General features: G+C 56.0%; 7 protein-coding genes. 5 read left to right on the top strand and 2 right to left on the bottom strand.

Annotation, left to right across the window (positions count from 1 at the left end):
- The first annotated feature begins 90 nt into the window (after positions 1–90).
- Positions 91–2,310, top strand: a complete 2,220-nt coding sequence (locus NHG65_RS19385; RefSeq protein ID WP_499182557.1) for an EAL domain-containing protein — start codon at positions 91–93, stop codon at positions 2,308–2,310.
- A 32-nt stretch (positions 2,311–2,342) separates the two neighbouring features.
- Here the strand turns inward: NHG65_RS19385 and ppx are convergent, their stop codons facing one another.
- Positions 2,343–3,893, bottom strand: a complete 1,551-nt coding sequence (gene ppx, locus NHG65_RS19380; RefSeq protein ID WP_112348675.1) for an exopolyphosphatase — start codon at positions 3,891–3,893, stop codon at positions 2,343–2,345.
- A gap of 10 nt (positions 3,894–3,903) precedes the next feature.
- Positions 3,904–5,967: a polyphosphate kinase 1 gene (gene ppk1 / locus NHG65_RS19375; protein WP_099062599.1), complete on the bottom strand. Its 2,064-nt coding sequence runs from the start codon at positions 5,965–5,967 to the stop codon at positions 3,904–3,906.
- Between the two features lie 394 nt (positions 5,968–6,361).
- Between ppk1 and NHG65_RS19370 the strand changes: the two genes are divergently transcribed.
- The 4 genes from NHG65_RS19370 to NHG65_RS19355 all read left to right on the top strand — a co-directional run bounded on the left by NHG65_RS19370 (position 6,362) and on the right by NHG65_RS19355 (position 12,905).
- Positions 6,362–8,536, top strand: a complete 2,175-nt coding sequence (locus NHG65_RS19370; protein ID WP_499182556.1) for an ABC transporter permease subunit — start codon at positions 6,362–6,364, stop codon at positions 8,534–8,536.
- Positions 8,533–10,185: a phosphate ABC transporter permease PstA gene (gene pstA, locus NHG65_RS19365; protein WP_499182555.1), complete on the top strand. Its 1,653-nt coding sequence runs from the start codon at positions 8,533–8,535 to the stop codon at positions 10,183–10,185. Before NHG65_RS19370 ends, pstA begins: the two co-directional genes overlap by 4 nt.
- A gap of 28 nt (positions 10,186–10,213) precedes the next feature.
- Positions 10,214–11,026 carry a phosphate ABC transporter ATP-binding protein PstB gene (gene pstB / locus NHG65_RS19360; protein WP_085118133.1) on the top strand — a complete coding sequence of 271 codons (813 nt, stop codon included), beginning with the start codon at positions 10,214–10,216 and terminating at the stop codon, positions 11,024–11,026.
- 199 nt (positions 11,027–11,225) lie between these two features.
- On the top strand, positions 11,226–12,905 hold the full coding sequence (locus NHG65_RS19355; RefSeq protein WP_499182554.1) for a ShlB/FhaC/HecB family hemolysin secretion/activation protein: 1,680 nt from the start codon (positions 11,226–11,228) through the stop codon (positions 12,903–12,905).
- Positions 12,906–12,951 lie beyond the last annotated feature (46 nt).

Genomic DNA, 12,951 nt, shown 5'->3' with positions numbered 1-12,951 from the left:
GCCTCATGAATGGAGAGAGGTACGTAAAGGAACCTGCCTTATTACCTGAACGCGTGAATGGAATTACGCTCTGAAGGACTCGTTATTTTTATGATTAAGCCAATATTCTGGAAGCATTTGCGTGAGCGCTGGTGGGGGTATCCCCTCATCTGGGGCCTGTTTTTGATCCCGTTTGCCGGTGGGTTGTCACCGCGCATTATGCTGCCCGAGGGCAAAGTCTATTTGCTCTATCTGCCACTGACGGCCTGCATGGCACTGCTGATGGTTTATGACTGGCGTGCGCTGCCGGGCATTACCCTGGCCATCATGCTGCGTTACTGTCTTCGACTGGGGCTGGAAAGCGGCATGTTGGTGATGTTGCTGTACCTGTTTTGCCTGAGCCTGTGCTGGTTGGGGTACCGCAGCCAGACCCAGCGGCGTTGGTGTGCGGCCCCGGGGGTACCGGCGCTGGTCAAGGCGCGGTTGATCTGGCTGGTGGTGTTGCCGGCGTTGCTGTTTGTCTTCGGCCTGAAGCTGTTGGTCGGCCTCGCTCAATTGCCTGATGAGCTGGGGATGATGTCTGGCGAGAGCAGTCATCTGCTGGCCTTGGTTAATTTTCAGGCTCTGCTGCTGGGCAGCCTTTCGGCCATGCCGTTGTTCTACTTTATGTTGCGCATATTGAACAAGCCCAGGTTTGTTCTGACCCTTTGGCGGCGTTTTGGCCGCGAAATGGCGCCAAACGCCGATAAAAAAGAGCTGGTGTTGTGGCTGTCAGTGCTGGGCACCATGGTGGCTCTGCTATGCCATCAGGCCAAAAGCGCCAGCCCTTTGCTGCTGGGGGGCTACGGCCTGATATTGCTGCTGCCGGTGATGTTGTACGGCGCGATGCGTTTTGGTTATCAATTCATTTGTATTATCTGGTCCGCCACCCTGCTGGTGTTGTTTTTCAATTATCCCGGTTATACCCAGCGTGAGAATCTGTTGCTGAATCTGGCGGTGATCTCTTCGATGATGGTGGTGTTTACTCTGTGCATTTACCTGATGTCGGCACTCAACACCCGTCAGCGCCTGAGCCACGCCAGGGCACAAAGCGCCTCGCTGCAGGATCCGGTGATTGGCCTGCCTAACCTGCGTGCCCTCAAGCGCGATCTGGCCCAGTCCCCTCCTTCAACGCTGTGTTTCCTGCGGGTCAGCGAGTTGGATTTACTGACCCGTAACTACGGCATGCAGTTACGCATTCGCTTCAAACAACAACTGGCGGCGCTATTGCATCAGGTGTTGGCACCTGGCGAGGGGGTTTACCACCTGCCGGGTTATGATCTGCTGCTGCGAGTGGACGCTGAAGACAGCGAAGCAAAGGTCGCAGAGATTTACCGCGCGCTGGAGAAATTTCGCCTGGTATGGAACGGCTTGCCGCTCCATCCCCCGCTGGGGTTAGGATTTTGCAGCGTGGTGTCCGATTTTGAACATCTCTACCTGCTGTTGGGGGAACTTAGCTCACTGGCAGAGGTATCCCTGACCAGCGGCAAGCCGGAGAGTGTGCAAAACGGCGGTCATCTGGTTCAGGAGGAGGTCAAACGCAAGGTGGCATTGCTGCATGGCGTACAACATTCGCTGGATAACGACGGGTTTATCCTGATGGCGCAGCCGATCGTTGGCCTGCGTGGTGATCGATATCATGAAATTTTGCTGCGTATGCGCGATGCTCGGGGGGAGATCATCTCGCCGAATGATTTTCTACCGGTGGCGCACGAGTTCGGCCTTTCTTATCGGGTGGACATTTGGGTATTGCGCAATACGTTGAAATTTATGGACCGACATCGGACCGAACTGCCCAGTGCGCGCTTTGCGGTTAATCTATCGCCTTCTTCGCTGTGCCGACCGATGCTGTGCCATGATGTGGACAACCTGTTGCAGCAGCACCGGATTGAGCCTTATCAGCTGACGCTGGAGGTAACCGAATCGCACTTGCTGCAGGATACCGATTACGCCAGAGCAAACCTGCAGGCACTGCGTGAAATGGGTTGCCGCATTGCGTTGGACGATTTCGGCACCGGCTATGCCAGCTACGATCGGCTGAAGATACTGCCGGTCGACATGTTGAAAATTGACGGTGGGTTTGTCCGCGACATGCTGACCAATCCGGTAGATTTCCAGGTGATTGCGTCTATCTGCAAGGTGGCACGGATGAAGCGATTGACCATTGTGGCGGAATACGTCGAAAGTATGGAGCAGTTGCTCGCGTTGAAAGGGGTCGGTGTTGACTATATGCAGGGCTATTTCATCGGCGAGCCACAACCCTTGGTGGCGCTGTTACCGGTACAAGATTGAATTGTGCCCCCCGGCTGGCAGGGGGCACAGACTCAGGCCGAGCGTTGCTCGTTCTGTGAACCTTCTTCTTCGCAAATCAGTTTCCAGCCTACCACGTCGTTCCAGTAGGCCTGTTCGCGTTCGAGATCCAGTTGCACCAGATTGTTCTGTGCCAGATAACCGGCTGGGAAGCGCAGCGTCCAGTGATTATCGTCGGTGCTCAGGCGCAGGGTCTCTGGCGTGGTAGTCGACTGGCGCTGGTTGTTGAGTAGGGTACTCAGACGTAACAGTTGGATCAGCGGCAGATAATGCTTCTTCTTGAACAGGTTCAGGCGTGGCAGTTCTTCCAGCTTGATGCCCTTGCGGTGGAACCGCACCAGCGCCGCCAGCAGCAACTGCTGCTCCTGGTTGAAGCCAGGCAGGTTGGTGTTTTGCAGAATATAGGCTGAGTGGCGGTGCATACCGCTGTGGTTGATGCTCAGCCCCACTTCATGCAGCATCGCGGCCCATTTCAGCAGCGCTTCCAACTGAGGATTCGCCAGTTTGGTGTTTTGCGCCATCCACTGCGCGTACAACAGCTCGGTGGTTTCCAGCACCCGTTTGGCCTGTTCACGGTCGATATTGTAGTGATCGGCCAGGCTCTTGGCGGTACGGCTGCGGATGTCCTGATGGCGGAAACGGCCTTCCATTTCGTACAGCACGCCTTCGCGTAATGCGCCGTCGGAAAGGCGCAAATCGCGGATCGCCAACGCATCGAATACGCCGCACAGGATCGCCAGACCCGGTACAAAGACCGACTGGCGGTCTTCCGACAGCCCCGGCAGACTCAGGGAACTGAAGCTTTTAAACTGCAACACCTGCTCCGCCAGCATCTCCAGCCGTTCCAGAGTGATCAGGCCGTCTTTTTCGCCCATCTCGACCAGCACTTCGTGTGCGGCCTTGATGGTGCCTGACGCGCCCAGGGCATACTGCCAGCCCTGAATACGGTATTGCCAGGCCAGAGTTTCCAACTTCTGTGCCGCCGCCAGGCGCGCACGTTTGAAATTGCTTTTGCTGATTTCACCGCCAGGGAAAAACTGTTGGGCGAAACTGACGCAGCCCATACGGCGGCTTTCTGCCAGCAGCGGTTCAAAGTCTTCGCCGATCACCAGTTCGGTGGAACCGCCACCGATGTCGATCACCAGCTTGCGGCCTTTTTCCGGTTGGGTGTGTTCCACACCCATAAAGATCAGACGCGCTTCTTCCTGCCCGGCGATGATTTCGATCGGGTAGGGGATCACTTTGGCCGCACGCTTGAGGAACACTTCGGCGTTAACCGCCTGGCGCAGGGTATGGGTCCCGACGATGGTGACGTTATCCGCCGGGAAGCCCTGCAGCCGTTCGGCAAACAGCGCCAGGCAGGCCAGGCCGCGTTCTATTGCCTCTTCACTGAGCACATTGTTGCTGTCCAATCCATCGGCAAGGTGAACCCGTTGTTTTAAACGGCCCAACACCTGTAAGGCGCCGTTGACGACGCGGGCAATCACCATGTGGAAGCTGTTCGACCCGAGGTCGATGGCAGCGATTTCCTGCGGTTTGTTTGTTGCAGTGCTTTTTAGCGGCATAGTGGCTGGCCTACTGTCCTGGTTGTTCCAGAGCTTTTAAATACTCATAAATGGCAACCTGAGAACGCACTTTACGGCGATTGCCGCGCGGGACGTACTGGTTGCTCAGTTCTTTATCGAGGTAACGCGCCTTGACCGTGTCGTTGAACAGGATTTCCAGAATATCCAGAACCCGTTGTTTCAGCGTTGGATCCAGCAGCGAGACCGCGACTTCGATGCGGTAATCTATGTTACGGGTCATCCAGTCGGCAGAGGACAGATAAACCAGTTTGTCACCTTTATTTTCGAAAACGTAAACCCGATCGTGTTCCAGATAGCGGTCGACGATGCTGATTACTTGAATATTGTCACTGATCCCCGGCAGGTTGGGAATCAAAGAACACATACCCCGCACCAACAGGCGGATTTTTACGCCGGCGCCGGATGCCGTATATAACCGATCTACCAGCCCTTTATCCACCAGATTGTTGATTTTCAGCATAATGCCAGCCGGAAGACCGGCCTGAGCGTTGGCAATTTCCTTATCGATCAATTCATACAGCTTCAGGCGCGAGTTTTGTGGCGACACCATCAGGTTGTCGAAGGTGACTGGCCGGTACGGATTTTCGATAAAGTTGAACACTCGGCGCACTTCGTTAGTGATGCGTGAGTCGGCGGTCAACAGCGAATAGTCGGTATAAATACGCGCGGTTTTCTCGTTAAAGTTACCGGTACCGATATGAGCATAGCGCACAATTTCGTCGCCTTCACGGCGCGAGATCAGGAACAGTTTGGCGTGAATTTTCAGCCCTGGTGCAGAGAAGATAACGTGCACTCCGGCTTCCGTCAGACGCTTGGCCCAGTGGATGTTGGCCTCTTCATCAAAGCGTGCCTGTAGCTCCACTACCACCGTCACTTTCTTGCCGTTGTGGGCGGCGTGGATCATCGATTCGATAATGCGTGAGTCTTTTGCTACGCGGTAAATATTGATTTTTATCGCCAGCACGCTGGGGTCAAACGACGCCTGGCGCACCAGCTCCAGCACGTGCTCAAAGGTGTGGTATGGGTAGTAAAGCAGCACGTCATGTTCGCGGATGGCGTCAAAGCCGTTGCGGAACTTTTCGAACCAGATATGGCGCAGGCGGGGCAGCGGTTTGTTGACCAGATTGGCCTTGCCGACGTTTGGGAAGCCAATAAAGTCTTTGAAGTTATGATAACGGCCGCCGGCGATCACCGAGTCGTAGTTGGAGATACCGAGCTTGCCGCGCAGCAGTTCCACCATTTCATTCGGCATGTCGCGCTGGTAAACAAAGCGCACCGGTTCGGCGGTCAGACGCTGTTTCAGGCTGGAGGACATCAGTTCCAGCAGGCTGGATTCCATTTCGGTGACCAGATCGTATTCCGCGTCGCGGGTCATTTTCATCGAATAGGCGTTGAGCACGTCGTAGTCGAAGAAGCCCTTGAAGATATCATCCAGGCAGTAACGCAGAATGTTGTCCAGCAGGATCATGGGCTTGCGGCGGCGTGGTGCTTCTGGTGGCAGGTTAACGAAGCGTGGCACTTTATCCGACGGGATCTCCAGCAGCGCATAATCGATGCGTGTGCCGCGAATAATCTCCACCGCCAGATAGGTGTAATCGTCTTTCAGGAACTGCACCAGATTGGTTTCGTGGTTGATCAGGATGGGGGTGATGTGCTGACGCAGATGCTGCTTGAAGTATTGTCGCAGCCAGATTTGCTGGTTCTCCGACACCTGACGTTCGTTAATCAGGAAGATTTGATTACGCGCCATTTCCAGCAGCAAATCGTTATACAGGCTGTCGAATTCTTGATCGGTTTTTAATACCTTGGCCTGGATCTTTTTCAGCAGATGACGTGACGCGCCACCGGAACCCTGTTCTTCGCTGATCAGGATACGTCGTTTGAGATCGGCAAAGCGGACCTTATAGAACTCATCCAGGTTATTGGAGTAAATGCCCAGAAAACGCATGCGCTCAATCAGGGGATTGCTCTTATCTGCGGCTTCCTGCAATACGCGTTCATTAAAGGATAACCAGCTTAGTTCTTTTTCGATGTAGAGCTTTTCCTGACCCATTGCCACTCCAGTTCAATTTTAGAAAAGGATCCGGGACGCAGCCCGGATGCCGCTCTAGTGTCCTTCATCATTATTGCGAGAGATTGACAGTAAAGTCCAACACATCCATTACCTTGGCGTGAGGCATTTTAAGCGGTAAATATATTTTCTGCGGCGTGGGAACTGTTGGCCATCACCAACTGGCATAAAATGGCGTATTTCATGCTTTATATTTATAGATGTGATCGGGTTTATCATCATTTTTCAGCAATATATAGCATTAATAATGCTGATGGGTAGCGCAAAGTTCGCTGCGCCTGGCGGGTAACTTTGTCATGCAAACGTCATAAAACTGACATAAGATGCCCGGTTATTCTATGGCGCAAGCCTGCTTACATCAGCGACAGCGAGAGACATGGCACAGACTACGGTAAACCAACATCCCCGGGATCGGCTGCGTGCGCGCATCGACCGTAGCGTGCAGGCGGCCGTGACCGTCAGCGGGCTACTGGTGCTGATGACGCTAATGCTGATCTTCGTTTACCTGCTGTTTGCGGTGCTGCCGCTGTTTAAACCGGCAACGATGGGGCAGGCAAAGCCTTTGCCGATCAGCGCCACTGCGCCTGCGTTGGCGCTGGGCATGGATGTGCAGCAGCGTATCGGGTACCGCATTGATGCGCAGGGGCTGGGGCAGTTCTACCGATTGGTACCGCAGGACACCGCCGCAGCGGGCACGCCGTTGTCGCAGCAGCCATTGCTGACCAAACCGACGTTATTGACCCAGGCCGCCGGTGAACGCGATCTGTTTGCTTTGGCGCAGGCCGATGGCCGCTTTATCGTTGCCAGCGCGGATTTTGCTGCCGCGAGCACTTCTGTACCACAGTGGCTATTTCCGCTGGGACAACGGCCGCTAGCGCTGGATAAGCAGGGACGGCCGTTGGCGCTGCTGGCACTGTCAGAGGTGCGACAGGGTCACTATCTGCTGGCTGGTGTCACTGATGACCACCGTTTGGTGTTTGGTCGTTTTGGCAGCGACCAAGCGCCGCAATTGAGCGAGAGCCCGCTGGAGAGCGCGGTGCAGCAGTTGGTGCTGACGCCGGATGGCCGTCAGTTGTATCTGCTGTCGGGCAACCGACTGGTGCGCTATCAAATTAACGACACCCAGTTACAGCTTAAAGAAACGCGCATCTTAGGCGATCACACGCCTTATCAACTGACCGCCTTGCCCGGTGGCAGCGCGTTATTGATCGAAGCGGCTGACGGTGGCATACGCGAATGGTTCGATGTTGAAAAGGATCAGCGCTGGCAACTGACCCCGGTGCAGCATTTCGCCCACCAGTCAGAACCGCAGGATCTGCTCGTGGCCGAGCCCTATCGTCGGGTGTTCGCCACCCTGAGACCTGACGGCGGCTTCTCTCTATTCTCCAGCATTCAGCCGCAGCCGCTGCTGAACGGCAGGCTGAGCACCGGCGTACAGCAAATGGCATTCGCCCCACGCGGTGACGGTCTGCTGCTGGAAACGGCGCAGGGCTGGCAGCATTATCCAATCGATAACCCTTATCCCGACGTCACCTGGCGCTCGCTGTGGCACAAGGTGTGGTATGAGAATTACCCCGAACCGGCCTATGTTTGGCAATCCACCTCCGGTGAGGACAGCTATCAGGCCAAATTTAGCCTGATGCCGGTCATTTTTGGCACCTTTAAGGCAGCGGCTTACGCCATGCTGTTCGCCATCCCGCTGGCATTGGCCGGGGCGATTTATACCGCCTATTTCATGTCGGCCGGGCTGCGACGGGTGATTAAACCGGCGATCGAGGTGATGGGCGCGCTGCCAACGGTAGTGATTGGGCTGGTGGCCGGTATCTGGCTGGCGCCGGTGATTGAACATTATCTGTTGGCGGTGTTGTCGTTGCCGCTGCTGTTGGCGGTGGTGGTGCTGGCCTGCGGTGCCCTGGTGAACAAGCTGGCACCGCGCCGCTTGCCGCCGGGCATGGATCTGCTGATCCTGCTGCCGTTGATGATACTTACCGTTTGGCTGGCGTTCAGCGTGGGGCCGTGGCTGGAGGTCAAACTGTTTGGCGAACCGCTGCATTTCTGGCTGGGCGATGACTATGACCAGCGTAATGCGCTGGTGGTCGGCGTGGCGATGGGCTTTGCGTTGGTGCCGATCATCTTCTCGTTGGCGGAAGACGCCTTGTTCAGCGTGCCGGCGACGCTGAGCCAGGGCTCGTTGGCGCTGGGCGCGACCCAGTGGCAAACCGTGATGCGGGTGGTCTTGCCTTCGGCCAGTGCCGGTATTTTCTCGGCGCTGATGATCGGCTTTGGCCGAGCGGTGGGTGAAACCATGATTGTGCTGATGGCGACCGGCAATACGCCGGTAATTGACGGCAGCCTGTTCCAGGGGCTGCGCGCCTTGGCGGCCAATATCGCTATCGAGATGCCGGAAGCGGTGGCCGACAGCAGCCATTACCGGGTGCTGTTCCTGACCGCGCTGGTGCTGTTTATTTTCACCTTTGTGTTCAACACGCTGGCGGAGGCGATCCGGCTGCGGCTGCGTAAACGCTATACCCTGAATCAGGAGGCGCCATGAGGCTTTGGGCAAAGAGCGGTTCGCCGTGGGTCTGGCTGACAGCCGGGTCGGTGGCCGTCAGCCTGCTGGCGTTGATCGGCATCATGCTGTTGCTGGCCGGGCAGGGGATGCGCTATTTCTGGCCCAGCCCGGTCTACCAGTTTGAGCTTAATCAGAGCGCTGCCGGGCCGGTGACGATGATCGGCGAACTGTACCAACAGCAGAGTATTCCGCGCCGTCAGTTGCAGGAGTCCGGCGTTGCGCTGCCGCCGGGGAATGCGCAGAGTTTTGAACGTTATCTGATCAAGGTGGGCAACCGAGAGAGCGAAGGGCAGGACTTCCGCACGCTGCTGGCCGGTGACATTTTAAGCCAAAGCACGCCGCGCAATTTGCTGGTACTGGAACGCAACAGCAATGGCACCGCCTATGGTTATCTGGCGGGCATGCTGGAGGACGGCCAGCCGTTGACCGGGCGTAACCTCAGTCAGGCGTTGCTACAGCGTTTGCCGCAAATTGCCGCGCTTTCGCGGCAGGCGCACGATATTCAGTTCCGCGATATGGCGCGTATCAACCAACGGTTTGACGCGTTGCGGCTGCGGGAGAAAAGCCTGCAGCATGACGACCAGCTCGACGCCCGTGCGCAGGCGTCCATCAAGGCAGAGAGGCTGGAGCTGCAGCGCCAGTATCGCTTGCTGTCTGACCGACTGGAAGGCTTGAACCGCGATCGCCAGCGTGATGCGCTGCTGCTGCGTGATATGCACGGCCAGGTTCATACTATTTCGCTTAGTCAGGTGCGCGATGCCTGGTATCCCAATGCGATGAATACCACGCAGAAGCTGGTGCACTGGGGCGAGCAGGTGAAGAAATTCCTCAGCGACAGCCCACGTGAGGCCAATACCGAAGGTGGCGTATTCCCGGCCATTTTCGGTACGGTATTGATGGTGATCCTGATGTCGATCGTGGTGATGCCGTTTGGCGTCATTGCCGCCGTCTATCTGCACGAATACGCCGGGAATAATCTGCTGACGCGGCTGATCCGTATTGCGGTGGTGAATCTGGCCGGCGTGCCCTCGATCGTCTACGGGGTGTTTGGCCTCGGCTTCTTTGTTTATATGATTGGCGGCACGCTCGATCAGTTGTTCTACCCGGAATCACTGCCCAACCCGACCTTTGGTACGCCGGGCGTACTATGGGCGGCATTGACGCTGGCGCTGTTGACGCTGCCGGTGGTGATCGTTGCTACCGAAGAGGGGCTGTCGCGTATTCCTGCCTCCCTGCGTCAGGGCTCGTTGGCCCTGGGGGCCAGCCGGGCGGAAACGCTGTGGCGCATTGTTTTGCCCATGGCCGCACCGGCAATGATGACCGGCCTGATCCTAGCGGTAGCGCGCGCCGCGGGAGAGACCGCGCCGCTGATGCTGGTGGGCGTGGTGAAATCCGTGCCGGTACTGCCGGTGGATGATATTTTCCCGTATCTGCATCTGGAGCGGAAGTTTATGCACCTGAGCTTCCAGATTTACGATATGGCCTTCCAGAGCCCGAGCGTAGAAGCCGCCCGGCCGCTGGTCTTTGCCACCGCCTTCCTGCTGGTGGCGATTGTGGTGGGGTTGAATCTGGCGGCGATGGGCATTCGACATTCGCTAAGGGAGCGGTACCGAGCATGGTCGCAGTAACAATGAAGCTATTTCTGGGGAGTGCCTAATGAGTTTGATGACGCCAGGCAGTTTGCCCCGGCTGGATGTCCAGCATCTTGGTGATGAAGATACCGCGCTGTCGGTAACCGACCTCAACCTGTTTTATGGCGAAAAGCAGGTGCTGCACGATATTTCACTGCGAATTCCGAAACACCGGGTGACGGCGCTGATCGGCCCCTCCGGCTGCGGTAAATCGACGCTGCTGCGTTGTTTCAACCGGATGAATGATTTGGTGGATAACTGCCGGATTGAAGGCGATCTGCAGCTTAACGGCCAGGGCATCAGTGGGGCACAAATCGATGTCGCGGCACTGAGACGGCGGGTCGGTATGGTGTTCCAGCGCCCGAACCCGTTCCCCAAGTCGATTTATGAAAATGTGGTGTATGGCCTGCGTCTGCAGGGCGTGCGTGACCGACGGATCCTGGACGAAGCGGTAGAGCGCTCGCTGCGTGCGGCAGCGCTTTGGCACGAGGTGAAAGATCGGCTGCGTGAGAACGCGTTTCGCCTTTCCAGTGGTCAGCAGCAGCGGTTGGTGATTGCGCGGGCGATCGCCATCGAGCCAGAAGTGCTGCTGCTGGATGAGCCGACCTCGGCGCTGGATCCAATCTCTACGCTCACCATCGAAGAGCTGATTTCCGCGCTGAAACAGCACTACAGCGTGGTGCTGGTGACACACAATATGCAGCAGGCGGCGCGAGTATCCGACTACACGGCGTTTATTCACCAGGGCCGATTGGTGGAGTACAACGACACCGACGACATCTTCACCTCGCCGCGCCAGCGCCGTACCGAGGATTACATTACCGGGCGCTATGGTTGATTTATCCCTGCGGTGCTGCGCCGCAGGGAAACCACCGCAAAATGATTCAATTTTCACCCATCCTTCTGCAACCCCTCTCTGCGCATTGCATGCTTTTTTAATTTTTTAATAAAAATGATTCTCATTCGTATGGAAATGTTGCCCTGAAGTGTTTAGACTTCGATAATATATGTAAATTATCGTAAATGGATGTTTTAAAGTGTGTGCATGGAAGCCCTGTTTCAGGATGATGGTGATCATTGTCTGCGGCGGTTTTTTTAACGTTGCCCAGGCGGCTGAACCCTCCAGCCCGGCGGACCGCGACAGCATTACTCAGCAGCAAAAGATGCTACTGGAACAGGCGCAGCAGCAGCGCGAAGCGTTGCAAAACAACGTCACATTACCGACGCTGCCTTTGCCCGTGCCAGAGACTTCTGGTGAAACCTGTCAAAAGGTACGGCAGATTATTTTTCAGGATGCGGAGCATCTCTCCTGGTCGGTAAAAGATAAACTGGCAAAACCCTATCAGGGCCGTTGCCTGACGCTGGCTCATATCAACCGTCTGGTGCGAGAAGCTACAAACGCCTATCTCCAGCGTGGTTACGTGACATCACAGGCGTATCTGCAACCTCAAGATATTTCGACCGGTACTCTGACCATCAACGCCAACGAAGGCCGGGTTGAATCCATTACGCACGATGGTGAAAACAGGTTGGCGCTGAGCATGGCGTTCCCCGGAATTGTCGGTGATGTATTAAACCTGCGAGATATCGAGCAGGGCATGGAACAGCTTAACCGGCTGCCCTCACAGCAGGTGAGCATCGACATTCAGCCCGGCACCCATTCAGGTTATTCAAAGGTGGTATTGCGGCGTGGCTCCACACGTTTGCCCGTTGCGATTTCTTTTAGTGCAGACAATAGTGGACAGAAAAGCACCGGTACAGGACAGATAAATGTCGGTGTGACACTGGAAAATCCACTGTACCTTGCCGATCAGTGGTCGCTTTCTGCGACGCGTAACGACGACTTTAGCCGTAACCATCGCAGCCGCAGCCTAAACGGAGGTGTGACCTTACCCTACGGTTACTGGCTGTTCAGTTATCAATATGCCTGGAACGATTTCTTTCAAAGCATTCCGTTCAATGCAGACACCTATCGTTATCAGGGAAGCAGCCAGACCCAACGGCTAGGCATCAACCGTACGTTGTTGCGCGATGGTACACGCAAGCTATCTGTAGACATGGGACTGACGCGAAGGCGCACCAACAATCAGTTGGCGGGTGAGCGGTTAGCTGTCAGTAGCCCCACGCTCAGCGTATTCAGCCTGGGTGCAAATTATAGTGCCGTAGCAGGGCGCGGTTATTTGACGCTCAACCCGACGATCAGCCAGGGCCTGCACGTGTTGGGGGCAACAGCTGATGATCCGCAGTATGCCGATGCACCGCGCAGTGAATTTCGCAAACTCAGCCTCAGTGGCAGCTATTTCTATCCCCTGACTTCCTCACTGTACTACCTCACCTCAGCTTATGGGCAAACTACACCGGATAACCTGTATTCCAGCGAGCGCATCTCTGTCGGCGGGCAATATTCGGTACGTGGGTTTAAAGAGCAGTATTTGACCGGCAATCGCGGCGCTTATTGGCGTAATGAGCTCAACTGGCAATGGATGACGCTGCCAGGTTTGGGAGAGCTTTCGCTTACCGGCGCGCTGGACACTGGATGGGTTCAAGGACGTACTGGCAAAGTTGATGGTGGCAATGTCACTGGAGCGGCAATGGGGATTTCGCTGAATGGACGTTGGCTCAACCAGTCAGCCACTTTGGGCAAGCCGCTAACACATCCCGACAGTTTGAAACCGGATCATTGGGTGGCCTACTGGCAAGCCACCGTCACTTTATAACGCCAGCACACAGCAAGGCGCCACCGGCGTCGATTATAAAATTTTT

The sequence above is a fragment of the Serratia myotis genome (assembly GCF_027474885.1).
Lineage (GTDB): Bacteria > Pseudomonadota > Gammaproteobacteria > Enterobacterales > Enterobacteriaceae > Serratia > Serratia proteamaculans.
Note: the sequence above shows the minus strand (reverse complement) of the source record. Positions and strands in the feature narration are given on the sequence as shown.

Coding starts and splice junctions, on each gene's coding strand:
- pstA (WP_499182555.1), top strand. CDS start 8,533: ATGAGGCTTTGGGCAAAGAGCGGTTCGCCGTGGGTCTGGCTGACAGCC.
- NHG65_RS19385 (WP_499182557.1), top strand. CDS start 91: ATGATTAAGCCAATATTCTGGAAGCATTTGCGTGAGCGCTGGTGGGGG.
- NHG65_RS19370 (WP_499182556.1), top strand. CDS start 6,362: ATGGCACAGACTACGGTAAACCAACATCCCCGGGATCGGCTGCGTGCG.
- ppk1 (WP_099062599.1), bottom strand. CDS start 5,967: ATGGGTCAGGAAAAGCTCTACATCGAAAAAGAACTAAGCTGGTTATCC.
- ppx (WP_112348675.1), bottom strand. CDS start 3,893: ATGCCGCTAAAAAGCACTGCAACAAACAAACCGCAGGAAATCGCTGCC.
- pstB (WP_085118133.1), top strand. CDS start 10,214: ATGAGTTTGATGACGCCAGGCAGTTTGCCCCGGCTGGATGTCCAGCAT.